This is a genomic window from Saccharibacillus brassicae, assembly GCF_006542275.1.
GTDB classification, from domain to species: Bacteria; Bacillota; Bacilli; order Paenibacillales; family Paenibacillaceae; genus Saccharibacillus; species Saccharibacillus brassicae.
In genome coordinates this window covers 3,728,061-3,751,592 of the sequence record NZ_CP041217.1, presented here as the reverse complement: position 1 = coordinate 3,751,592, position 23,532 = coordinate 3,728,061, and the positions used below count along the sequence as shown (strand labels likewise).

16 protein-coding genes and 1 riboswitch are annotated in these 23,532 nt (G+C 60.9%); of the genes, 5 read left to right on the top strand and 11 right to left on the bottom strand.

Going from position 1 to position 23,532, the window contains the following annotated elements:
• Positions 1–28 precede the first annotated feature (28 nt).
• The gene (locus FFV09_RS23825) at positions 29–1,186 is read right to left on the bottom strand and encodes a polysaccharide deacetylase family protein (RefSeq protein WP_246098355.1); all 1,158 of its coding nucleotides are present in this window, start codon (positions 1,184–1,186) and stop codon (positions 29–31) included.
• Between the two features lie 508 nt (positions 1,187–1,694).
• Between FFV09_RS23825 and FFV09_RS15555 the strand changes: the two genes are divergently transcribed.
• Positions 1,695–2,000: a hypothetical protein gene (locus tag FFV09_RS15555; protein ID WP_141448679.1), complete on the top strand. Its 306-nt coding sequence runs from the start codon at positions 1,695–1,697 to the stop codon at positions 1,998–2,000.
• A gap of 186 nt (positions 2,001–2,186) precedes the next feature.
• Here the strand turns inward: FFV09_RS15555 and FFV09_RS15550 are convergent, their stop codons facing one another.
• The 3 genes from FFV09_RS15550 to FFV09_RS15540 all read right to left on the bottom strand — a co-directional run bounded on the left by FFV09_RS15550 (position 2,187) and on the right by FFV09_RS15540 (position 6,288).
• Entirely contained in the window at positions 2,187–3,077 is an 891-nt protein-coding gene (locus FFV09_RS15550; protein ID WP_141448678.1) for an aldo/keto reductase, read from the bottom strand.
• Positions 3,078–3,181: 104 nt separating this feature from the next.
• Positions 3,182–5,635 (bottom strand): EAL domain-containing protein, encoded by a 2,454-nt coding sequence (locus tag FFV09_RS15545; protein ID WP_141448677.1) that lies wholly within the window; start codon positions 5,633–5,635, stop codon positions 3,182–3,184.
• 134 nt (positions 5,636–5,769) lie between these two features.
• A complete protein-coding gene (locus FFV09_RS15540) occupies positions 5,770–6,288 on the bottom strand; it encodes a mismatch-specific DNA-glycosylase (protein ID WP_141448676.1) in 519 nt (172 codons plus the stop codon).
• Positions 6,289–6,571: 283 nt separating this feature from the next.
• On the opposite strand from FFV09_RS15540, the gene FFV09_RS15535 reads away from it, so the two are divergent.
• Both FFV09_RS15535 and FFV09_RS15530 read left to right on the top strand, forming a co-directional pair.
• Complete coding sequence (locus FFV09_RS15535) at positions 6,572–7,273, top strand: futalosine hydrolase (RefSeq protein WP_141448675.1); 702 nt, start codon at positions 6,572–6,574, stop codon at positions 7,271–7,273.
• The gene (locus FFV09_RS15530; protein WP_141448674.1) at positions 7,270–8,106 is read left to right on the top strand and encodes a 1,4-dihydroxy-6-naphtoate synthase; all 837 of its coding nucleotides are present in this window, start codon (positions 7,270–7,272) and stop codon (positions 8,104–8,106) included. The genes FFV09_RS15535 and FFV09_RS15530 overlap by 4 nt, the downstream gene beginning before the upstream one ends.
• 158 nt (positions 8,107–8,264) lie before the next feature.
• Here the strand turns inward: FFV09_RS15530 and FFV09_RS15525 are convergent, their stop codons facing one another.
• Positions 8,265–9,050: a carbon-nitrogen family hydrolase gene (locus FFV09_RS15525; protein ID WP_141450490.1), complete on the bottom strand. Its 786-nt coding sequence runs from the start codon at positions 9,048–9,050 to the stop codon at positions 8,265–8,267.
• A gap of 165 nt (positions 9,051–9,215) precedes the next feature.
• Positions 9,216–9,350, top strand: a riboswitch (SAM riboswitch).
• A gap of 595 nt (positions 9,351–9,945) precedes the next feature.
• On the opposite strand from FFV09_RS15525, the gene FFV09_RS15520 reads away from it, so the two are divergent.
• Entirely contained in the window at positions 9,946–11,001 is a 1,056-nt protein-coding gene (locus FFV09_RS15520) for an S-layer homology domain-containing protein (RefSeq protein WP_141448673.1), read from the top strand.
• A 437-nt stretch (positions 11,002–11,438) separates the two neighbouring features.
• Here FFV09_RS15520 and gntK read toward each other — a convergent pair whose 3' ends face one another.
• The 5 genes from gntK to FFV09_RS15495 all read right to left on the bottom strand — a co-directional run bounded on the left by gntK (position 11,439) and on the right by FFV09_RS15495 (position 18,116).
• The gene (gene gntK / locus FFV09_RS15515; RefSeq protein WP_141448672.1) at positions 11,439–12,986 is read right to left on the bottom strand and encodes a gluconokinase; all 1,548 of its coding nucleotides are present in this window, start codon (positions 12,984–12,986) and stop codon (positions 11,439–11,441) included.
• 91 nt (positions 12,987–13,077) lie between these two features.
• Positions 13,078–14,439: a GntT/GntP/DsdX family permease gene (locus FFV09_RS15510; RefSeq protein ID WP_141448671.1), complete on the bottom strand. Its 1,362-nt coding sequence runs from the start codon at positions 14,437–14,439 to the stop codon at positions 13,078–13,080.
• A 141-nt stretch (positions 14,440–14,580) separates the two neighbouring features.
• A complete protein-coding gene (locus FFV09_RS15505; protein ID WP_141448670.1) occupies positions 14,581–15,252 on the bottom strand; it encodes a GntR family transcriptional regulator in 672 nt (223 codons plus the stop codon).
• Between the two features lie 130 nt (positions 15,253–15,382).
• Positions 15,383–16,282, bottom strand: a complete 900-nt coding sequence (gene gnd, locus FFV09_RS15500; RefSeq protein WP_141448669.1) for a phosphogluconate dehydrogenase (NAD(+)-dependent, decarboxylating) — start codon at positions 16,280–16,282, stop codon at positions 15,383–15,385.
• Between the two features lie 139 nt (positions 16,283–16,421).
• Positions 16,422–18,116, bottom strand: a complete 1,695-nt coding sequence (locus FFV09_RS15495) for a zinc-ribbon domain-containing protein (protein WP_170315049.1) — start codon at positions 18,114–18,116, stop codon at positions 16,422–16,424.
• 581 nt (positions 18,117–18,697) lie between these two features.
• On the opposite strand from FFV09_RS15495, the gene FFV09_RS15490 reads away from it, so the two are divergent.
• Positions 18,698–19,981: a hypothetical protein gene (locus FFV09_RS15490; RefSeq protein WP_141448667.1), complete on the top strand. Its 1,284-nt coding sequence runs from the start codon at positions 18,698–18,700 to the stop codon at positions 19,979–19,981.
• Positions 19,982–20,124: 143 nt separating this feature from the next.
• Here FFV09_RS15490 and FFV09_RS15485 read toward each other — a convergent pair whose 3' ends face one another.
• Positions 20,125–23,397, bottom strand: a complete 3,273-nt coding sequence (locus FFV09_RS15485; RefSeq protein WP_141448666.1) for a GH32 C-terminal domain-containing protein — start codon at positions 23,395–23,397, stop codon at positions 20,125–20,127.
• Between the last annotated feature and the right edge of the window lie 135 nt (positions 23,398–23,532).

Below are 23,532 nucleotides of genomic sequence, written 5' to 3'. Positions count from 1 at the left end.
TTTTTGCATGTTTGCTTTTTTTGCCTGCTTAGCGTTTGTCGTGCCAGAAATTGACGGGCGTCATGCCCGAGTCGATCACTTCGAACGTATATCCTTTGCTTTTGAGCGTCTTGAGCACTTCCGGAAGCACTTTGAGGGTCGCCGCCTGATCGTGCATGAGGACGACGGGAACCGTTCCCTGCCGCTCCAGCGTGTTGATCTGGTCGAGCACGCTGCGAATGACGCGGGTATGGTCGGCTTTGTATTTCCAGTCTTCCGAATCGACGTTCCAGTCCCACAGACGGAAGCCGGCGGACAGCACTTTATCGCGGTAAGCTTGCTTGAAATACGGCTTGCTGCCGTACGGCGTGCGGATCAGCGACGATTTGACGCCGGCCGCTTTGTAGAGCGCGTCGTTGTCCTGCTTCATTTCCGCAAGCGCGGATTCCGGAGACGCATAGAACTTGTTCTTGACGTGCGTCATGCCATGCAGGCCGGCCGCGCTGCCGGAAGCGATCAACCGTTTGACCGATTTCGGATACGAAGCGATGTTCGGTCCGAGCATGAAGAACGTTCCGCGAGCATCGTATTGGGCCAAAATATCGAGCAGCTCGTTCGTATGGGCCGTAGGACCATCGTCGAACGTCAGGTAAATCGGCTTGGACGAGACCGGCTTGGACGTCTGCGGCTTGTCCTGCGGCTTGCCGGGTTGTTGACTCGGCTTCGCGCGGTTCTGCTCAATGAAGCTTTGCAGGTTCAGCTTCTGCTTGCCGCTCGTAATACGGACAAGCGGCACGCTCGCGTCGTAAGCGATCGCGTAATTGAACGTTCCCTTGAACAGCGACACCGGAACCATCAGTCGTCCCGCGCTGACGTAGGTTTTGAGGGAAGACGTCTTGGCGCCGCTGACCGCCTGCTGCTTGCCCGGGACGATGACGATGCTGTGCTTGCTGCCGGACACGAGAACCTGCTCGGTCGTGCCGCCGACTTTGAGCTGCAGCTTCTGAGCCGTCTCGCGCAGCGGCACGTACACCGACCCTGCGTTCATCTCGGCTTTGATTCCTGTCAGTTCGTCATTGTAACCGAGCAGAATCTCGCGGGTGCCGGCCGCTTCGGTCTTCAGTGGCGCCGCCGCCAGCAGCAGCACGGCCACCAGGAACATCAAGCCGCCGGTTCTCAACATGCGCTGCCAATCGATCTTTTTCATTTCGCTTACCTCCGTTTTTTTCCGGCGGGACGATCTTTTCGCACAAGGGATCGTCCAAGAGGCCGGATTGTACGGAATCTTCATGCGGGTGCTTCGACTGCTTATGCCCGGCTCCAACTCCTGTGTCCCAGTATAGAGAGAGGGATAAGGCTATGTCTTTACACTCCGGTTAAAATAGGTTACAGATTGTTTGAATTTTCGCCTTTTTTCGACTAATCGCGTTTTTAGTAAAATGGTCCTACCTATTTATTTAACGAGCACGGCAATTTCCTATTCACTGCTGAAAACAATTTTCCGAAATATACTTTAGACACAAGTTAGACACTTGAGAAACGCACGACCCCGTCGCCCGCCGCTCCGCCACTTGACACACAATTCCGCGTTTTCCTTGCTTTCATTCTTTTCATTCCTCAAATCCATATGTAAAAAAAGATTTAAGGAAAAATTCATGAACTTTTTGTGAAAGTGTGATATTGTAAATTTACATTCATAGAAGAGGTGACTTCACATGCCAATGCAAAACCGAGTCCAAGAACTGAGAAACCTGCTGCCACAAGAACACAAGGGCATTTCGTCCTACGTCGAGCATGCTCTCATATCGATCGATCAACTCGTTGAACAACATCGCTGCGAGAACGCCGCACTTGCCATTTACGGAGACCGCATCAACGGAAACGAAGAGCGCGTATATTTCGACACCATCTCGCAAATCAAGGCGGATCTGCTCGCTACGCTCGAAAAAACCGTACAAGATGCGCTGCACACCGGCGATAAGAACTGGAGCAAACATTACAAAGACGGAATCAAAGGCTGAGCCGTATGAAAAACGACAGGAGTCGTTTACCCGAAAAAGAGACCTGACTTCCAACAACGCGTTGGGAAGCCGGGTCTCTTTTGTATGTCCGGACCCGAAAATCGAAGCCCGGCAGCTCCGGGAACGATTCGGTTACGGCATATGTCAAAATCTTAAGAATTTTTCTGAAATACGGTCGGGCTGCGCTCAGACGATGTCCAGCGGAACTTTGCGCCCCGGAGCCGGGAAAGCCTGTTCCAACTGGGCTATGTCCTCGTCGCTCAAGCACAGCCGCGCGGCCGCCGCATTTTCGAGCACATGCCCGGGACTCGATGCTTTGGGGATGGCGAGCGCATCGCCGCTTCGGATGACCCAGGCCAGCAGCACCTGGGCCGGCGTCGCTTCGAGCCGCTTCGCCACCCGGCGCACTTCGGAACTCTCCATCAGTTCGCGGCGGAGCGATCCGCCCTGCGCCAGCGGGCAGTAAGCCATGATCGGCATGCCGACGCGCCGCTGCCACGGCAGCAGATCATGCTCGATGCCGCGCGAACCGAGGTGATACAGCACCTGGTTGATCTCGCAGCCACGGCCTTCGGGCGCCGTCCACAGCTCTTCCATGTCCGCCGTATCGAGGTTCGAGACGCCCCAACGCACAATTTTGCCGCTTTGCTTCAGCTTCTCCATCGCTTCGGCCGTCTCGGCGAGCGGCACGCGGCCGCGCCAATGCAGCAGATACAGGTCGAGCCGATCCGTCTCAAGGCGCCGCAGGCTATTCTCGCACGCTTCGACGAGCTTCGCGCTTCCGGCATGGCTCGGCAGCGCTTTGCTGACGAGAAAAGCTTCGTCGCGCCGTCCGCGGAGCGCCCGGGCCACGACGCGTTCCGCGCCGCCGCTGCCGTACATCTCCGCCGTGTCGATCACGGTCATGCCCAGATCGAGGCCGAGGCGCAGCGCGTCGGCTTCCCGCTCCGCTTCCTGTTCGACTTCGCCCATGTACCAAGTGCCCTGCCCGATTGCCGGCAGCGGCGTGCCGTCCGCAAGCTTGATCGTCCGCTGTTCAAGTGCCGCGCGGATCTCTTCCGTGTTCCGTTTATCCATTGTGATCCTCCTTCGCGTTCCCTGTGTGGCTGCTGCGGGAACCTGTCTGTACTATATAAACAACTCTCCCCAACCACTATCGGGCAAATTAAAACGGGGAGCCTTCAGGCTCCCCGTTCGGTCAATTCCGCGTCGTCACCGGCAAACGGAGCCGGCTCGCTCGCGAACAGCACGCCCGGCGGAAGCGGACGGCTGAAATAATAGCCCTGGAATTCCAGGCAGCGCTGGTCGGTCAAAATGTCCAGCTGCCCTTCCGTCTCGATGCCTTCGGCGATGACGTCCATGCCGAGACTGTAGGCCATGGCGATGATCGTCTTGACGATCGCCTGTTCGCTGCCGCTTTCTTCGAGCCGCATGACGAACGAGCGGTCGATCTTCAGGCGGCTGATCGGCAGCACGCTCAAATAGCTGAGCGAGCTGTAGCCGGTGCCGAAATCGTCGAGGCTCAGCCGAATGCCCAGACCGTTCAGGCGTTTCATGATCTCGATCGAAGCCGAAGCGTCCATCATCATGCTCTCCGTAATCTCAAGCTCCAGATATTTCGGTTCCAGCCCGGTCTCGACGAGAATGCGCTCGACCTCGAACTCCAGGTCCGGCTGGTGGAACTGCTGCGTCGACAAGTTGACCGAGATCGGCACTTTCGGACGCCCTTCGTCGTGCCAGTTCTTGGCCTGCCGGCATGCTTCGCGCAGCACCCAGCTGCCGATCTCAACGATCAGGCCCGTCTCTTCGGCGATCGGAACGAACCGGCCCGGCGGAATCATGCCGCGCACCGGATGATGCCAGCGCAGCAGCGCCTCCATGCCGATCAATTCGCGGCCCGGCATCCGATACTGCGGCTGGTAATGCACTTCCAGCTCGCCGCGTTCGATCGCTTTGCGCAGATCCGTCTCGATCTCGATCTTGAACAGCAGTTCTTCGTCCAGGTCGGCGGAATAGAAACGGTACCCGTTCTTGCCTTCGCGCTTCACTTCGTACATCGCGGAGTCGGCGTTCTTGATCAGTTCCTCGCGGTTCTCCCCGTGCTCCGGGTACATGGCGATCCCGATACTTGCACTGACGTAAAAATCGTTGTCCTTGAGCGTGTACGGCACCTGGATCACCGAGACGATCCGCTGCGCCAGCTGCGCGATCTCGTCGATCGACGCAAACGAATGGCAGATCAGCGCGAACTCGTCGCCGCCCATCCGCGACAGCGTCGCTTTTGCCGGATCGATAACTTCGCAGATGCGCTGCCCGACCTTCTGGAGAAAAGCGTCGCCGTACGCATGGCCGAGCGAATCGTTGATCATCTTGAAGCGGTCGATATCGAGCACCATAACGGCCAGACGGCCTTTGCCCTGCTGCAATTCGATCCGCTCCTGCACGATCGTATTGAACTGCCGGCGGTTCGGCAGATTGGTCAGCTCGTCATGGTAGGCCAGGTGTTCGACTTTGGCCTGCGTCAGCTTCTGCTCGGTAATGTCGCGCACGATCAAGTGGGTGCCGGTCACTTCCCCGTCGACGCTCACAGGCACGCCGACGACGCCCAGATGGATCGCCTGCCCGTTCGGATGCACGATCTGCGTCTCGTAGGCGAGCGATTCCATCAGCATCGATTCCTGGTGGTGTTCCTTCGCTTTTTTGTACGCGTCGGGATGGAAAAACTGCTGAAGCACCGTGATCGGACGGCCGATATAGTCGCCTCTTTGCGAACCGGTCATGTTCAAAATGGCGGGATTCATATCGGTCACGATGCCCCGCATATCGATCGAGATGATGCCGTCGGTGTTGTTCTCGTACAGCGCGCGGTACCATTTCTCCTGACTGCGGATCATTTTGTCCTTCTGGTTCAACCGGCCGTTGATAAACGCGCCGTAAATCGTAAAGCCGATCAGCAGCATGCTGCTCAGCGCAATGATCAGGGCCAGACTCTGCATATCGACCTGGTCTCCGCCCATCGCGACCGGATTGTGTTCGTGGATATGGAAGTCCGCGGCCGCCATGCCCGTGTAGTGCATGCCGGCGATCGCCACGCCCATAATAAGCGCGCTGCTGATTTTGTGGAGCAGCACGCTGCCTTCTTCCCTAAGCTTGCGCATCAGCGCAAGCGCCGCGATCGAGGCGGTCAGCGCGATCACGACGGACAGCGCGACCAGCCACGGATTGTAGGTGATCTTCATCGCCATCGCGGACATGCCCACGTAATGCATGTCGACCACGCCGGAAGCGAGCAGCAGCCCGCCGAGCAGCAGCGAACGCCACGTGAGCGTCTTGCGTGTGACGGTCCACAGCGCGATGAACGAGACGAGGATCGGCACGATCATCGACAAGATGACGATCGGAATATTGTAAGTCATCTTCATCGGCAGCTGCAGGGCGAGCATGCCGACAAAGTGCATCGACCAGATGCCGAGCCCCATCGACACGGCGCCGCCGGCCAGCCAAAATACGCGCAGCCTGCCGTGCGCCAGATGGATTCTGCCCGCCAGATTGAGCGCCGAATAAGACGCGAGAACCGAAATGATGCAGGAGACAAGGACCAGACCCGGGTTATAAGTACCCTGTACGATTTCCATGCGCTCCTCCTTTCCAATCTTTGATTTTGCAAGTTTTGATTTTGGACGAATGTTCACCTATGGGGTATATCGGCAGAACGAGACTTTTTGTGCAGCAAACGCCGCAAAACGCCGCCGCGCCGGGCGACGCGCCTTCATTCGCCGCGTTCGTCTTCCAGATAGAACCGCAGTTCCGTATAGATCTCGACGATTTCCCGCATCGGCATGCGCACGAGGCCGCTGGACGAAGGCGCGACGAAGTCGATGACGCCGTCCACTTCGGATTCCTTCTGGAAGCCCCAGGATGCCTTTTTGCGGCCCGTAAATTCCGTATAGACGCCTTTGCCCACGTAGCAGGCGACGCCCGGCAGATAGCGAGACAGCTTCGTCCGCAAAATCTCGCGCCCTGCCCGGTATTCCTCGCGCGCGATGTCTTCGACGCCCCGGGTAGGCCGGGCGACGATATTCGTGAAGCCGTAGCCGAGCTTCAGCAGGTCTCCGTCTTCCCAGGGCGCATAGCGGCGGGAAGTCAGCCCCGAAGCTTCGAGAATCCGCCAAAAATTGTTGCGCGGATTCGCGTAATGGTGTCCGGTCTCGCCGGAGCGCAGACTCGGATTGAAGCCGATGAACAGAACGGACAAGCCGTCGTCCAGATGATCGTTGATGTCCGGCATGAGAAGCGCACGCTCCTTGTCTTTGTTGGAAAAAATAATGGGCCGACCTTGTTATTCGGACCTTTGATGGTCGAAAGTGGGGCTATCGGAAGTCCCGCCGGTTGGGCAGCGGAAGTCAAACGTACCAAGGAAGCGAGCGATCGGCCCGCTTCCTTGGTACGCAGGCCGAAGCCTGCCGGTTCACTTTACAATCCGCATTTTTAGCGGTACCGTTAAGGGATGAATCCTTTTCTTCATTCGCTTACTTTTTCGCTACCCATTTATCATACAAGGAGTGGATCGCATGTACCAGCCGCACCCCATTTCCCATGAGTCCGACGCCGGGTCCGAAGCTTCTTCGGGCCGCGTGCTTGTCGTGACCGCCGTCGACGCCGAACGCGAAGCGGTGCTTGCCGGACTTGGCGGCGACGACCGTTTCGACGTCGTCGCCGCCGGCGTCGGCGTCGCCGCGGCGGCGGCCGGCACGGCTATCGCGCTGTCGCGCGGCCGCTATGCGCGCGTCGTGAGCGCGGGCATCGCCGGCGGATTCGCCGGCCGGGCGGCGATCGGATCGATCGTCGTCGCAAGCGCGATGACTGCCGCGGACCTTGGATCGGACAGCCCGGACGGCTTCCTGTCCGTAGACGCGCTCGGGTTCGGCTCGGCCGTCATCGCGGCCGATGCCGAGCGCTCGGCCGCCCTGCTCGGCGCGCTCGGCGAGGCCGGATTGGCCGCGTGCCTCGGCCCGGTGCTGACGGTGTCCACGACGACCGGCACGCTGGAAGGCGCGCAATCTTTGGCTGCGCGCGTGCCCGGCGCGGCGGCCGAAGGCATGGAAGGCTTCGGCGTCGCGGAAGCCGCCCGGCAGTTCGGCCTGCCCGCGCTGGAAGTGCGCGCAATCTCGAACGCGGTCGGCCCGCGCGATCGCGGCGCTTGGAAGATCGGCGAAGCGCTGGGCGCGCTTCGCACCGCAAGCTCACTATTCCCGGAGGTGTTTTTCGCTTGAAGATCGCATTTTCCCCTTGTCCCAACGATACGTTCGTGTTCCATGCCTTGACGCACGGCCTGGTCGAAGGCGCGCCGGAACTCGAAGTCACTTATGCCGATATCGATATTACGAATAATTGGGCCGCCGCCGGCGAAGGTCCGGAAGTCATGAAGATTTCCTACGCCGCGCTTCCGTGGGTGCTGCAGGATTACGCCCTGATTCCGTGCGGCGGAGCGCTCGGCCGCGGCTGCGGCCCGCTCGTGCTGACGAAGGAAGCCGGGGAGCCGGCAGCTCTTGCGGGCAAACGCATCGCCGTGCCGAGCGAACGCTCGACCGCGTATTTGCTGTTCCGTCTCTGGGCGGCGCAGGCGATTCCCGGCGGGATCGGCGAAGTGGTCGTTATGCCGTTCGACAAGATCATGCCGGCCGTACAGAGCGGCGAGATCGACGCGGGGCTGGTCATCCACGAAGCGCGCTTCACGTACGGGAACTACGGCCTGCACAAGCTGGCCGACATGGGCGACTGGTGGGAAAGCGACACCGGCCTGCCGATTCCGCTCGGCGCGATCATCGCCAAACGCGGCAGCATCGATGCCGGCGCCGTCGCCGCATGGGTCCGGTCTTCGGTGCAGTACGCCTGGGCGCATCCCGAAGCTTCCCGCGACTACGTGCTTGAACACGCGCAGGAGATGGATTCGGATGTCGCCGACTCGCATATCGACCTGTACGTTAACGAGTTCACGGCAGACCTCGGCGAAGACGGCTACGCCGCGATCCGCTCCCTGCTGACCCGGGCCGCCCGCGAAGGACTGGTCCCGGCTTTCGACGAACGGCTGCTGTATCCCGCCTGACCGGAACGGTTTTCGGAACACTTTTCCAAAAAGCCTTCGGCTCAACGGCTCGCAGCATCACTTCGGCTGTCGCCGCAAGAACAGTATCGCTGTCCGCACACGAAAACCCCCGATTCTCCTGCGGAGAACCGGGGGTTTTGGCGCGGCTTGAGGCCGACTCAGCGGTACAGTTCCGGACGGCGGTCGTCGAAGACCGGAATATGTCCTCTCGTCTCCGCCACGGCTGCCGTATCGATCTCGCCGCTCAAAAGTTCGTCTTTTTCCCCGGCTTCGGCCGTAATTTCTCCCCAGGGATCTATAATCATCGAATGGCCGGCAAAATCGTGGTCCGGGTCGCTTCCGCTGCGGTTGCAGGCGACGACCCAACACTGGTTCTCGATTGCCCGGGCCATCAGCAGCGCGCGCCAGTGGTCCAGCCGCTCGATCGGCCATTCCGCCACGACGAACAGCACCTGCGCCCCGTCACTCATATGCGCGCGAATCCATTCGGGAAACCGGATATCGTAACACACGACGCCCGCGCTCGGAATGCCGTCCAGCTCGAACAATCCTTTTTCCGCACCGGTCTGCAGATGCAGATGCTCGTCCATCAACTGGAACAGATGCGCTTTGTCGTACTCCACGCACAGACTTCCTTCGCGGTCGTAGATCAGCAGCGTATTGAACACGCCCTGCGCCGTGCGCTTGGCCGTGGAGCCGCCCACCAGATGGACGCCGTGCTTGCGGGCCGTTTCCGCGAGGAACGTTTTGGCGCGCCGCGCTTCGTCTTCCGCGATTTCGTCCAGCCGTGTCAGATCGTATCCGATCGTCCACAGTTCGGGCAGCACGATCAGATCCGGCTTCTCTTCCATCGCACGCTCGATCCGTCGTTCGACCTCTGCATAATTGCGCTCCGGATCGCCGTACGCGATGTCGTACTGAATGCACGTTATTTTCCATTTCACCATGATGTGGCCTCCTGTTCCCAGCCGCATGCCGTTTCCGCGGCTTGACGTTCCCTTTAAGCCTATAGGTCGAACCGTTCGATTGCAAACGCTCCCACCGTTGACACTCCCGTACGGGCATGCGATAATGCAAAAATATGCACCTTTTCATAGCATCAACCGAACATCTTATCAAGAGCAGGCGGAGGGACCAGCCCGATGAAGCCCGGCAACCGACCCCATCAGGGGCACGGTGCTAATTCTTGCACGTTTGTTATCACGCCCGCCCCTGCGGAGCGTAGGCAAACGGAGAGATAAGAAGAGACTTCCGCTTATTCGAGCCTCTTCCTATCTTACGGGAAGAGGCTTTTTCGCGTCTCTTCGATTCGCCCGACTGCCCATCGTCTCGCCGCTTGTCATAAGTCCGGTCCCTGCCGGTTCTTATACCGGCGATCCTGCGCGCCGCATATCGCGGAGGAGACGCCGGCCGGACGCGGTCACGCATCCGGAAAACGCCCCGTCGTCCAAGTCCCGCGCCGGCAGCTGTCCGGATCGGCATGCTGCATGATCGATCCCGGCTGCAAAGTACGCATGATTCCATCCTCAAATGCAATCATCCGGACCGCCGGCGCTTCAGGAACGGAAGTCCGTCGAACGACCAAGCTTTCCCGGCTTGATCGTGCGGCGGGCTTTTTTCCGTGTCCGTTTTCTTGCGCTTTGCCTTGCGTTTTTTTGCTCTGTTTCGTGCCGCCTTTTAAATTCTGGAATTCTTTTCCTTGTTTTGCCCATAAAAGGGTTCTTCGATTTTCACGGGGTTTATGTATAAAATAAGACCTTTTCTCCGCAGTCCGACTCCCTCCTGCGCCGTCGTTCGCCCGCCTGTTCCTTGATCCTATTCGATACGGAGGCGATTTCCATGAAATTCGGTACGCAAGCGAAACTACGCGTCGGTTCCTCCCTCGTCGTCCTGCTGTTGGCCGCCGGTTCTCTCGGTTCGGCCGTGTCCGCCGCTTCTCCGACCGCCGCCGCTTCGCAGGAAGCGCGGACCGCGCTGCGCGTCAGCGTGACCGATGCCGTGACCGGCCGCCCGCTGCAGGACGTGGCCCTTACGCTGTATTGGGCCGATACGGCTTCGAACCGCGCCAACGGGCGAACGCCCGGGCAGGCGGTCGCGGGAACGGTATCCGCTTCGACCTCGGCGGACGCCGGGCTGTCCGAACAGTGGATCGAACCGGGCGACTACGCGATCGTCGGCGAGAAGGCCGGCTATCTGCCGTTCGACAGCCGAACGGCCAAACCGGCTTCTTCGGCGAACGCGCGGCAGGCAGACGGCGCGGCGGTGCGCGCGGCAGGCTCCGGGCCGATCGCGTACGCTTTCGCGCTGACGCCGGCGCGGCATACGTATCCCGCCTACATGAACGGCTATACGGACGGAACGTTCCGGCCCGAACAAAACCTGATCCGCGCCGAACTGGCCGTCATCTTGCAGCGGACGATGAGCGCGGAAGCTTCTTCTTCCGGCGCCGATTTCCGCGATATCGCGCCGGATAAATGGCTGACCGCCGGCGTGTCGCTGGCCGCGGCCAAAGGCTGGATGCAGGGCACGGGCGGCGCGCGCTTCGAACCGGAGCGCGACGTGACCCGGGCGGAAATGGCCCAGATTCTGGCCAACGTCTACGCCTGGCCAACGACCGGACCGGAGTCGGCGTTCGGCGATACGCGGGGACACTGGGCGTCCGCCGCTATTGCGGCCGCTGCCGCGAACGGCGCGATGGACGGTTACCCGGACGGCAATTTCCGTCCGGACCGTCCGGTCACGCGAGCCGAGACGGCCGCGCTGCTCAACCGGCTGACCGACCGCCCCGCGGACGCCGGGCTGCCGATGACGTGGAGCGACGTCCCGCCGTCGTATTGGGCTTACGGCGACGTCATGGCCGCGTCGCTCGACCACACGCCGAGCAGGGCGCGCTGAGCGTCGGGTGCTGGCGGGATAGCGATAGGGCCGCGGAGCGACGCATAGCACAGCGCGGCGCAGCGTCAAGCACGGAGCGAAGCATGGCCCGAAGCACAGCGTCAAGCACGGAGCACGGCGCAGCATAATAAAGCACGAACCGTGGCGCTGATCGAAAAACGGATCGAAGCACGGACCGAAGAATGACGAAAAACCGCTGTTCCCCCGGCAGATGCCGTGGGGAAAAGCGGTTTTTGGCGTGCGCGGAACCGCCGGACGATTCCGGTTCGAACCGGGTGCAGTTCCGATTCAATCGGGTTCCAAGCCGGTTCGGACCGGCTACGGCTCTCTTCGAACCGGCCATAGGCCCCGTTATCCGTTATCCTTTACAATAAGCTCCGCAGCCGTTCCGATCGATTCCGATCGGTTCAGATCAATTCCGATCGGTCTCGACCGGTTCAGACTTCCCCGGCCATCTCGCGCTGGAACCGGGCAATCGCTTCGTAATCGTCTTTGAGGCTGCGCGAGACGGAGATGAAGATCGGCAGCAGATGCTTGTAGACGGCGGCGTTCTCGTCGATCGGCTCGTGCCGGTGCGTGCCGCCGATCATGCCTTCGACGACGTCGAGCGAATCGACGCGGCCGAGCGCGTACAGCCCGAGTACCGCCGCGCCGAGGCAGGAGCTCTCGAAGCTTTCCGGCACGACGACTTCCTGATCGAAAATGTCCGCCATCATCTGGCGCCACAGCGGCGAGCGGGCAAATCCGCCGGTCGCATGAATCTTCTGCGGACGGCCGATCTGTTCTTCCATCGCGAGCATGACCGTGTACAGGTTGAAAATGACGCCTTCCAGCACGGAGCGGATCATATGCTCTTTGCGGTGGTTCATCGTCAAGCCGAAAAACGATCCCCGCGCATCGGGATTCCACAGCGGCGCGCGTTCTCCGGTCAGGTACGGATGGAACAGCAGCCCTTCGCTGCCCGGGCGCACCTGTTCGGCGATCCGGGTCAGCACTTCGTACGGATCGATGCCGAGCCGTTTGGCCGTCTCGACTTCCGAAGCCGCGAATTCGTCGCGCACCCAGCGAAACAACATCCCGCCGTTGTTGACCGGTCCCCCGATCACCCAGAGCCCGTCCGCCAGCGCGTAACAGAAAAAGCGGCCTTTGGGATCGGTCAGCGGACGGTCCACGACGGTGCGGATCGCCCCGCTCGTTCCGATCGTCGCCGCGACGACGCCCGGGCGGATCGCTCCGACGCCGAGATTGGACAGCACGCCGTCGCTTGCGCCCACGATAAACGGCGTATCGACCGCCAGACCCAGTTCGCTGGCCGCCGCCGGCTGCAGGCCGTGCATGACATGGGTCGTCGGCACGAGCCGGGACAGCCGTTCCGGCGTGACGCCGGCCACTTCCAGCGCTTCCTTGTCCCAATCGAGCAGTTCCAGATTGAACAAGCCGGTCGCGGACGCGATCGAATGGTCGATGACGTAATCGCCGAACAGCTTGAAGAACACGTATTCCTTGATCGACACGAAGCGGGCGGAACGGTCGAACCAATCGGTCTGGTCATGCCGAAGCCAGAGCAGCTTCGCAAGCGGCGACATCGGATGGATCGGCGTGCCGGTCCGGGCGTAGATGCCGTCTCCGTTCAGTTCGGTCTTCAGCTTCTTCGTCCAGGCGGCGCTGCGGTTGTCCGCCCACGTCAGGCAGCTTGTGACCGGAACGCCGTTTGCGTCGACGCCGATCAGGCTGTGCATGGCGGAGCTGAACGACAGCAGCAGAATTTGCTCCGGCCGCGCCTGCGCTTTGCGCACCGCGCCTCCGATCGACGAGAGGACGGCGCGGTAGATTTCGTCCGGGTCCTGCTCCGCTACCGAAGGCGACGGGGTATGCAGCGGGTACCCGACGTTCTCCTGCGCGACCACCTTGCCTGTCTCTGTAAAAACGACCGCTTTCGTGCTGGTCGTGCCGATATCGACGCCAATCATCATTTTTTCGCTCATAGTGTGGCGACCCTTCTTTCCGAATGCGGCAAAGCAGGCCGAAGAACCCGGCCCACTTCCGCCTGCTTATTTTCCGTTTCCGGCTGTGACATCAAACGAACACGCTCAAGATAAGAATAAAGATTAATGCGACGACCGACAAGATCGTCTCCATCGCTGTCCACGATTTCAGCGTTTGAATAACGGTCATGCCGAAAAATTCCTTGATCATCCAGAACCCGGCATCGTTGACGTGCGACAGCACAAGCGAACCCGCGCCTGTCGCCAGCACCACCAGTTCGATATTGACCCCGGTCGACACGGCGAGTACCGGAGCGACGATGCCGGCCGCCGTCGTCATGGCTACGGTAGCCGAACCGGTCGCGACGCGGATCAAAGCCGCCACGAGCCAGGCGAACAAGATAACGTTGATATTCGACTGGTTCGCCAACGCCGCGATCGCGCCGCCGACTCCGCTGTCGATCAGCACCTGCTTGAATGCTCCGCCGCCGCCGATAATCAAAATGATCGAAGCGGTCGGCGCGAGGCAGTCGCTCGTGAATTTGGAAATGTCCGCTTTCGTGAAGCCGCGGGCGAATCCCAGCGAGTAAAACGAGAACACGGCCGAGATCAGCAGCGCGATCACTTCATGGCCGATGAATTCCGCAAAGTGCGTGAACCCGCTCGTACCCGCGGGATCGACGATGCCCGCGATCGAGCCGACCAGCATCAGCAGAACCGGAAGCAAAATCGTGAACAGCGTAATGCCGAAGCCCGGCAGGCGATCCGAACTTTTGGCCGAGAATTGGTCGGCCAGCTCGGACGGCGGCGTTACGAGAATGCGTTTGCCGATAAACTTGCCGAATACCGGACCCGCGATGATAGCGGTCGGAATCCCGACGATCATCGCGTACAGGATCGTTTTACCCAGATTCGCATCGAATGCGTCAATCGCGATCATCGGCGCCGGATGCGGCGGAACGAGGCCGTGCACGGTCGACAGGCCGGCGAGGATCGGAATGCCGACATGCAGCAGCGACATGCCCGTCTTGCGGGCGACAAGGAAGATGATCGGGATCAGCAGAATCACGCCGACTTCGAAAAATACGGGAATGCCGACGATAAAACCGACGATGACCATCGCCCAGTGCACACGCTTCACGCCGAACTTGTCGATCAGCGTATTGGCGATTCGTTCGGCGCCGCCGGATTCGGCCATCATTTTGCCGAGCATCGTGCCGAGACCGATCACGATCGCGATCGTGCCCAGCGTGCCTCCAAGCCCTCCGGTAACCGACTTGATCAGTGTTTGCGCTTCCATCCCCGACAGCAAACCGAGCATCAATGCGGACATGAGGAGCGTCACGAACGGGTTCCATTTATACTTGGCAATCAACAGTACGAGAAAAACGATAGCGACTGCCGTCCATATGAGCAGCGTCGTATTGTGGCTGAGTCCGAATAAGCTTTCCATAAAGTCCTCCTTCAGAATTGACGGATCCGTCTGCGGATCGCGTAAGAGTCATTGCGTAACGCTTACAACATTTTCGGTAAACCGATGGGCTCCGGTATACTTGTCGACAAGTTGAACCGAACGAAGATGCAGCCTTCCTTATCAAGGAAGACTGCGATCCAGCGTTTCGCCGGAATCGTCGAAATAGGTTTTGACGACTTCCCGGATCCGGTCAGCGCTGCCCGAACGCAATCCTTCGATTACCGTCCGGTGCTTTTCCGCGACCCATTCCATCCGCTCTTCGCCCTGCTTGAACCCTTTTTCCGTTGTCAGCAAAATGACCGTCATGACGATAGGGCGAATACTGTTCCATAGATGCCGGATTCGCGTATGTTCGGCTTCCGTGACGATGCGTTCATGGAACGAAAAATCCTGGTAAGCGAACTCCACGTAATCGCCATGCTTGATCGCAAGCTTCATCCGGTCGATCGTCTGCTGAAGCTGCGCGACCAATAACGAATTGTCGTGATCGGCCAGCCGCTGCTGGGCGAAACTCTCGATCAGGTAGCGCACGTCGTACAGCTCCTTCACGTCTTCCAGGGTCAGGCCGACGACGACCGCCCCCATGCGCTCAAGGCGGATCAAGCCTTCGCCGGCCAGCATTTTGAGCGCTTCGCGCACGGGCGAACGGCTGGTCCCGAACGTTTCCGCCACGCGGTTTTCCGAGATGATCTCGCCGGGAGCGATCTCTTCGTTGATAATCTGCAGCCGAAGCCGGCTCGCGATCGACTCGCCGAGCGAAGAACCCTGGAGCCAAGCGGAAGGATATTGCATGGTCAAACCTCCGTTAACGAATTGGCCCGCCGAAAAACGAATCTTCCTTTTTTTCGGCAAAGGCGCTTCCCCTGATTTTAGCACAGTTCGGGAACGAATTCCGTTTCGGCCCACAGCTCCGAAAGATCGCTCAGTCTTCCTTCACGACGGCATGGCCGCCGAATTCGTTGCGCAGCGCCGCGACCACTTTGCCGTGGAACGTATCGTTCTCCAGCGAGCGGTAGCGCATCAGCAGCGACAACGCGATGACCGGCGTGCTTACTTCGAGATCAAGCGCTTCCTGGACCGTCCATTTGCCTTCGCCGGAACTCTGCATGACGCCGCGGATTTCGTCGAGATTCGGGTCTTTGGAAAAAGCGTTCTGCGTCAGTTCCATGAGCCAGCTGCGGATCACCGAGCCGTTCGACCAGACGCGGGCCACCGCTTCGTGATCGTAATCGAACGCGCTTTTCTCCAACACTTCGAATCCTTCGCCGATCGCCTGCATCATGCCGTATTCGATGCCGTTATGCACCATTTTGAGATAATGCCCGCTTCCGCTCGGTCCGGTGTACAGATAGCCGTTCTCGACCGCCAGGTCCCGGAACAGCGGCTCGATCGTCGCGAACGCGTCCTTGTCGCCGCCGATCATGAAGCAGCCGCCGTTCTGCGCGCCCGACATGCCGCCGCTCGTGCCCGCGTCGAAGAACAGGATGCCTTTGCGGCCCAGCGTCTCCGAGCGGCGAATCGAATCTTTGTACTGCGAGTTGCCGCCGTCGATAATGATGTCGCCTTCTTCCAGCAGCTCCGATAGTCCTTCCAGCACGCCGTCGACGATCGGTCCGGCCGGGACCATGACCCATACGACGCGCGGTTTCGCCAGCTGCCCGACCAGTTCGGCCACGGATTCCGCGGCGATCGCGCCTTTGCCGGCCAGTTCCCGCCCCGGCTCCGGATTCACGTCGTTCACGACGACCTCGTGCTGGTTCTCCAGCAAGTTCAAGACCAGATTGTATCCCATTTTGCCAAGCCCGATCATTCCGATTTTCATCTGAATCACTCCTCCTGTATACCTGTATACAACTGATGTCCGTATTTTAACCCTTTTGCCTTGAATTTGTAAAGAAAACAGGACGGTTCCCGCTGCCGGAAGGCCGTCCTGCTGATCCATGTGCGGGGTTGGCGGTCGTTCAGGACAACTTTTCGCCTTTGCCGCTCAAAATTTTCATGATGCCGTTCTCGTAGCCGACCTGGTACACGGACCGATACGTGGAGTACACCGTCCCCGCGTCCGTGATTTCTTCGGCGGTGATGAAGATCGTCACTTCCGTATTGCCGTCGACCGGCGCCGAATCGATCGAATTGATCACGACGGAGAGCGTATTCGTATAACCGTTCGCGAAATCCGCATAACCGGTCCCTTTTTGCCAACGACTGCCCAGCAGCGCGTACGCTCCGCCGTAATTCCAGCCCGACAGCTCGTCGTAAAAAGCCTGCACCGTATATTCCGCCTGATCCTGCGCCGCTGCCTGCTGGGCGGCCTGATTCTCCGCTGCCGCTTGCGCAGCCGCTTCGGCCGCCACCCTCGCTTCTTCTTCCGCGCGGCGCTGCTCTTCGGCTTCCGCTTTGTCCGCCTCGCGGCGCTCCTCCGCGGCCCGTTCTTCGGTCTCGATCCGGCCGTTCAGTTCGAGCAGCGCGGTATTCGCCGACGCGTACCCGAGCGCCGTCTCCACGATTGCGGCAGCGGAAGAGTAATTGTGTTCCCGCAGCATGCTCTCCGCCTGCGCGGAACTGACGGAGACGATCTTGTCGACGATCCGCTCGCGCATATCGCGTGCTTCGGCGGTATCCGCTTCTCCGACGCCGCCGAGCAGCGTAATCAGCGCTTCCGCGTCATCCGACGCTTCAAGCTGCTGCTCGGCGCGCAGCAGTTCCAGCCGGCCGCGCTGCGCGGCGGCGGCGTCCCGCTCGCGCTGGAGCAGTTCGCTCGGGCGTGTGCCAAGCTCCGCTTCGAGCTCGTTCAGGCTCTGCTCCGATGCCTCCAGGTCACCGCCGTCCAGCCGGGCGGCGACCTGCTCCAGCTCGCCCTGCGCGCGAAGCGCCGCATGGAGCGATTCCGCATCCGCGGCGATCGACGCGTCTTCGGGGCGCAGCTCGGCGGCTTCCGCGAGCCGATCCAGCGCGGCGGAATAATCGCCGCCCCGCGCCAGTTCGCCCGCCAGCGCTTCGAGCTGCGCGGCCTGCCGGTCGATGCCGGCCCGGTACTGGTTCCAGCCGTACCAACCGCCGGCCACGAGCACGATCAGGCTGAGCAGCGCAAGCAGCGAACCGTAGCGTGCCGCGAACGTCGGCTTCGGTTCGGGATAGCGGTAGCCGCTTCCGCTGCCGGGCGGATCGCTGCGCGTCAGCAGCACCGACGGCAGTTCGCCGGCGGTCGGCTGCATCGACTCGAGCCGGGGGGCGGAGGACGGCGGGGCGGCCGGAGCGGGGGCCGGCTCGGAGGACGGCGGGGCGGCCGGGTTGAGGACCGGCTCGGAGGACGGCGGGGAGCCGAGATTGAGAGTCGGCTCAGAGGCCGCTTGGGCGGCCGGAGCAGAGACTGGCGGGGCAGCCGGTTCCGGCGTTGACCGGGACGTTGGTTGGGATGTCGGTTCCGAAGCCGCCGGCTGTTCGGCCGATTCGGGCGTTGGTTTGGAGACCGGCTGCAAGGCCGGGTCAGGCGTTGGTTGGGCCGTTCGTTCCGGCGTCGATTCGGTCGCCGCCTGGACCTGCGTTGGAGCCGGCGGTGCAGCCGGCTGCGGCTCCTGCTTGATCAGGCGCGTGCCGCAGGCGGCACAATACGCCGCGTCTTCCGGCTGCTTCGCTCCGCATTTCGTGCAGTACATCGTTAATCCCTCCTGCAAATAGGCATTTCGTATGAGTAAATAAGGAACAAGCAGGGACGCAAGACCTCTTTGCTTGTTCGGCTGCTCATAATGTAGCATAATTTATGAGCTTTTAGGGTGACATTTCCTTAAAGGCAAAGAAATATCAAACTTTGCGGATCGCTGCTGCGTTTACTTCAGGGTTCCACAGTCTCGCAAGCTCGCATCCGTCCCATGCCCGATCCGAATTAAGTGCCTGAGAGCACTTATTTTCGCCAAATCGTCTTCAATATCACGAATAGCTGCACAGATGCATCTATTTTGCGGAAAAGAGAAGCTTTGGATGCCTGCATGCCGAAATAACTGTTCCCTCGCAGTTATTTTTCGCAGAGTAGGCCGTCGGAAGCAAATAACGGTCCGCTCGCAGTTATTTTGTGCAGAGCAGACCGTCAGACCGAAATAACTGCTCCTACGCCGTTATTTTGCCCAGAGCGAACAGACAGACGGCCATCGCCGCCTTCCTGCCGCCCATTCGATAGAAAATAGGCACAAGCATGAAGTCTTACGCGCAAGCCGCGAACCCGAACAGGAGGAAAAATTCGATGACGCCTTTACCGAAGCATTACGGAACGTACGAGATCCCTGCGCTTATTCGGCAGTTGTTCGAGTTGGAACATGAACTGCAGCAGGAAGATTTATCGCTGGACCGCGCTTTTCCTTGCATGCTGTTCGAAGATGATTTTCGGTATTCTTTTACACCGCTCGATGTGATCCCTCTGGCCAGCACCGGCATGGACGGGATTCATTACGGATTTCTGACCGATTTCGGCCTGGCTCCGGATTTGGATCACGCATGGATCGTAATCGTATCGCCGGTGGACTCCGATTGTCCCGTCCGGCCGGTCGCCGCCAATTTGTTCGATTGGCTGCGGGCCATGTATACCGATGCGGACGCCTTGATCAACGCGTTCGAACACGGCGCAGACTATCGGGCATATGTCCGTACCCGGGAACCGCATGAACCGGACGAAGAAGCGTCCGAGGTACGACGCCGTCTGGTCGAACGGTTCGGGATTAGGCCGATCCAAGATATGGGCGCGTATCTGGACGAGATGCGAGAGCAACGAAAACAGGCGGTCGACCGGGAGACGGAAGATGGAATCGGCGTCGTGTCGACGCAGCGGACGGCAGATCGCAGCGAACAGGCCGCGGCAGGTCCGACCGTTCGGGCCGGCGATCCGGGTGATCCGGTGATCCACGCCGGCGATCCGGCTGATCCGGTGAACTGCGCCGGCGATCCGGCTGATCCGGTGAACTGCGCCGGCAATCCGGCTGATCCGGTGAACTGCGCCGGCGATCCGGCTGATCCGGTGAACTGCGCCGGCGATCCGGCTGATCCGGTGAACTGCGCCGGCAATCCGGCTGATCCGGTGAACTGCGCCGGCGATCCGAGTGATTCGGTGATCCACGCCGGCGATCCGGCTGATCCGGTGAACTGCGCCGGCAATCCGGCTGATCCGGTGAACTGCGCCGGCGATCCGGCTGCTTCCGGCGCGAACCGACTTTCGCCTACTGCTCTGCCTGCTGTCGACCGGGATTTTGACTGGGGCGAGAAAAGAGAAGAAATCCAATCGTTTTGGGCACAGGCTTCTTCGGATGAAAAACACGTGTTTTTGCGAAATGCCCAGTTGTATTCAATTTTCCAGCAGCCATCCTGCCTGGAGTGGTGTATGGATCGGCTGAAACGGGACGGCTTGCCCGAGTATGCGGCAAACCTCGGTTCTTCGTTTGAATATGTGCTTGAGCCGCAGGCGCAAGAATCGCATACGTCCGTCATCATGTGGAGCAGCGAATCGGCGTCGTACGGGGATGAACAGGACGATTAAACGCATAACTGCCTTCCGATCATCAAATTTCCGTATTAAAAAAGCTTCTCTCAACCGGATTCGGCGCCCGGAAGAAAGAAGCTTTTTGACGAACTGTTTACTTGGGATTCGCTTGCTTCTCGCCTACCCTCTCCGGTTCGGCGTCACTTTTTGAACTTCCACTGCTGCGCCCGATTGTCCGGGTCGTATTCGGTCAGAATCGGCTTGCCGCCGCTGCCCGAGGTGAGCGCCAGGCCGTTCGCCGCGTTCAGCAGGAAGGTCTGTCCGCCTTTTTTGCGAACGATCCAGCGCTGGTTGTCGTAACCGAGATAATCGTATAGCTGCAGCGTGCCGCGCCCGATATCGAGATCGAGCGCCTGGCCGGCGGGCGTGCGCAGCGATACCGAGCCTGCGGCGTCGCCGGTCGGCACGGCTGTCCAGAGCGGAGCGGTCTTCGGCTCCGACTGCTGGAGCCCGACGGCCGAACCGCGGGCGGCGCCCGCCGGCGCAAGCGCCAGAGCGGATTCGCGGTTGATCAGCGCGAAACGGTCCAGCTTGGCGGCCGAAGTGCGCGTAAGGCGCGCGTTCTGGAACGAAGCCCGGCCGCCAAAAGCGTGCAGGCCGACCTGTCCGCTCGCAAACGTGCCGTCCTGCACGTCGAGCACCGGCTGGCCGTCCAGCCAGGCGCGGATACGCGGGCCTTTGGCCTGGACTTTGAGGGCATACGTCCCCCCGGACACGATCGGGGCCGGGAAGCTGCCGAGCACCTGCCGCTCCGCGAAGCTGCCGTTGATCTTGTAGAACAGCCGGACCGCGTCCATGTTCGGGTCCAGATTGAGATAATAGCCGCTGCCGCCGGCGGCGTCCGCGCGAAACAGCAGCGAAGCCGCGCCGCCTCCGTCACCCAGCTTCACGGTCGCTTCATATATGAAGTCGCCCGCGGTCCGCTTGGACATGGCCGTCGTATCGCCGCTGTAACTGCCGCGCAGGCCGTCTTCCGCGACGATCCACGCTGCCGCCGACGGAGCATGCTTCAACGGGCCGAGATTCGTCGCGAACTCGCCTCCGTGCACGACGACGGTGACACTTGCAGCCGCTCCGCTTGGAGCCGACACCGTCACCGCCGCTTCGCCCGGAGCGACGGAGCGAAGCACGGCCGATCCATCCGGCCCCGCCGTCACCGACAAGACCGAAGGGTCGGAACTGCTCCAGTTCAGAGGCGCTTCGGCGGACGAAGACGTGCGCGCAGCGGCCGACAGGGTGCGGACTTCGTTCAGCCCCATATCCACCTGCGCCGTGTCGAGCACGAGTTCGTCGCCGGCCTGCTTGGTCCAGACCGAATCGAGCGCGTAGACGTTCAGCGAACGGATCCGCACTTCGCCGCCCTCGGCGTAGAAGCTCATGCCGCGGCGCGCCGCGTCCGGGAAGATCAAGTCGGAGAAGACGACTTGTCCGTCGCCCGCGAACACTTCGACCGACGATTCGTCCACGAAGATGCGCAGCTTGACCGTGCCGTTGTCCGGTCGGAGTTCGGCCTCCTGGCGCAGGTCAAACAGCGGCGAGAAATCGGTCGTGCCCGAAGCCGAACGGTCGACCGACAGCTTGCTTTCGTCTACGGAATACGCGATATCCGTATGCTGCCCGCCTCCTTCGCGGACGCGGAAGCCGAACGAATCCGCCGCCGCCCCGCCCGCAGGCAGCTCAAGCTCGGCTTCGATCTCGTACGCGCCGGCGGACAATCCCTGCAGCGGATTCGGCGCATCGGCCGATACGGTCGTCTCGCCGATCGCGCGCAGTTCGCGGCGCAGACCGTCCAATTCGCCGATCGGCCGCTGAACGAGGCGCACCCCTTCCGCCGTGTGGGTCAGCGACAGCTCTCGCGGCAGGCTCAGCACGCCTTTCCAGCCGATCGTCGGGAAAGCGAACGGATAATCCCAATTCGTCATCCACGCCATCGTGACGACCCGGCCGTCCGGCGCCTCGGCGAACGAAGACGACGCGTAGAACTCTTTGCCCCAATCGGTCTTGAGCACCTGCCCGGCGGCGTTATCGTTAACGAATTTGCCGTCATCCGTCAGCTGCCCGACGAAATATTCGGCGTCCGAGCCTTCGGTCGCCGGATTGGCGCCCGTGCTGATCATGAGCACCCAGCGGATCTCGCCGGTGCCGTCCACCGGCAGCGGGAACAGGTCGGGACATTCCCAGACTCCGCCGCGCACGTAATCGCCGTAGCCGAAATTGTCCGTCAGCGTCCAGTCGGTCAGATTCTTCGAAGTGAAGAACCGGATATGGTCGCCGCCCGATACGACCATGACCCAGCGGTCGCGGGCTTCGTCGCGGACGACTTTGGGATCGCGAAAATCCCAGTTCCCCGGATCGTCGCCGTTCTTGCCCGGGTTCTCGATCACGATCGGGCGGTCCTGCGGGTAATGCCATGTCCGGCCGCGGTCGGAACTGTAGGCGAGGCCGATCCGCTGGTTGCCGCCCGGCGCTTCGGGATTGTAGGACGTGTAATACGCGATCAGGCCGCCGCCGTCCGGCGAGCCGTCGAACAAGCCGGAGACGTTATCCGGATCGGCGATCGCGGAACCGGACCAGATATGGCCGAGATCGTTCCATTCCAGCGCCAGCGGCAGGCTTTTCCAATGCAGCATGTCGGAGCTGACCGCATGCGCCCAACGTCCGCCGTCCTGATGGAACAGATGGTATTCGCCTTGATAGAAAATCATGCCGTTGGGATCGCTGGCCGAACCGCGCGGCGGCGAATAATGGTAAGCGGGACGATAGGACTCTCCGTAATACTCCGGCATCGGCGTCATGTACGTATCCTGGAAAACGGCCGTGCCGCGAATTACCGTCAGTCCGGCGGACTGTCCGCCGGGCTGAATACCGGACGGCATCCCGCCGGCTTCGAGCGCCGCTTCCGCATAGCCGTCGACGTGCAGGCTGGCCCGGCCGTCTTCGACGACGATCTCCAGCCGATGCTTGGCGCCGTCTTCGCTCGGATACGTGACGGCCGATTCGGCGAGTTCGGCTCCGCCCGGCCCGATCAGCCGGGCCCGCACGCGGCCCTGCTCCCGCTCCAGCAGCGCCGCGTAGCCGCCCGTCCCGTCGCCGCCGGCGAGAAAGACCAGTCCGGCGGACGTATCCGCCGAACCGGGCGACAGATCGCCCGTAAATACGAGACGGTCGGCAGCGGATGTCGCATACATCTTCGCCGCGGCGGAGCCGCCTGACGCTGTTCCCCGGATGCCGCGGTCATCGGCGGTCCAGATTCCTTCACTGATGATAGCGCTCTCAAAATTAGAGTTCCAAATCGGTTCCTGCGCGGCCGTCGGCGCCGATTCGGCCGCTTCCGCCCGAAACCCGCCTGTCGGCAGCACGCCCAGCAGCAGCACCGCGCACAGCAGCGAAAAAGCCGTTTTTTTCGTATTCATGACATATCCCTCTCTGGATGGGTTCTTGTAAGATCGGTCAGGCCGTTTGCGTGTCCTGCCAAATTCGCCCGCCGACGAATCTTATGTCCGTCGGCGGGCGTTGGAAGGATGAATATCCGGATAAGCGATGAATAA

Bases quoted from the DNA above. Each gene is read 5' to 3' on its own strand.
- FFV09_RS15495 (WP_170315049.1), bottom strand. From the start codon at position 18,116: ATGTACTGCACGAAATGCGGAGCGAAGCAGCCGGAAGACGCGGCGTAT.
- FFV09_RS15555 (WP_141448679.1), top strand. From the start codon at position 1,695: ATGCCAATGCAAAACCGAGTCCAAGAACTGAGAAACCTGCTGCCACAA.
- FFV09_RS15490 (WP_141448667.1), top strand. From the start codon at position 18,698: ATGACGCCTTTACCGAAGCATTACGGAACGTACGAGATCCCTGCGCTT.
- gntK (WP_141448672.1), bottom strand. From the start codon at position 12,986: ATGAGCGAAAAAATGATGATTGGCGTCGATATCGGCACGACCAGCACG.
- FFV09_RS15520 (WP_141448673.1), top strand. From the start codon at position 9,946: ATGAAATTCGGTACGCAAGCGAAACTACGCGTCGGTTCCTCCCTCGTC.
- FFV09_RS23825 (WP_246098355.1), bottom strand. From the start codon at position 1,186: ATGAAAAAGATCGATTGGCAGCGCATGTTGAGAACCGGCGGCTTGATG.
- FFV09_RS15540 (WP_141448676.1), bottom strand. From the start codon at position 6,288: ATGCCGGACATCAACGATCATCTGGACGACGGCTTGTCCGTTCTGTTC.
- FFV09_RS15505 (WP_141448670.1), bottom strand. From the start codon at position 15,252: ATGCAATATCCTTCCGCTTGGCTCCAGGGTTCTTCGCTCGGCGAGTCG.
- FFV09_RS15535 (WP_141448675.1), top strand. From the start codon at position 6,572: ATGTACCAGCCGCACCCCATTTCCCATGAGTCCGACGCCGGGTCCGAA.
- FFV09_RS15485 (WP_141448666.1), bottom strand. From the start codon at position 23,397: ATGAATACGAAAAAAACGGCTTTTTCGCTGCTGTGCGCGGTGCTGCTG.
- FFV09_RS15510 (WP_141448671.1), bottom strand. From the start codon at position 14,439: ATGGAAAGCTTATTCGGACTCAGCCACAATACGACGCTGCTCATATGG.
- FFV09_RS15545 (WP_141448677.1), bottom strand. From the start codon at position 5,635: ATGGAAATCGTACAGGGTACTTATAACCCGGGTCTGGTCCTTGTCTCC.
- FFV09_RS15550 (WP_141448678.1), bottom strand. From the start codon at position 3,077: ATGGATAAACGGAACACGGAAGAGATCCGCGCGGCACTTGAACAGCGG.
- gnd (WP_141448669.1), bottom strand. From the start codon at position 16,282: ATGAAAATCGGAATGATCGGGCTTGGCAAAATGGGATACAATCTGGTC.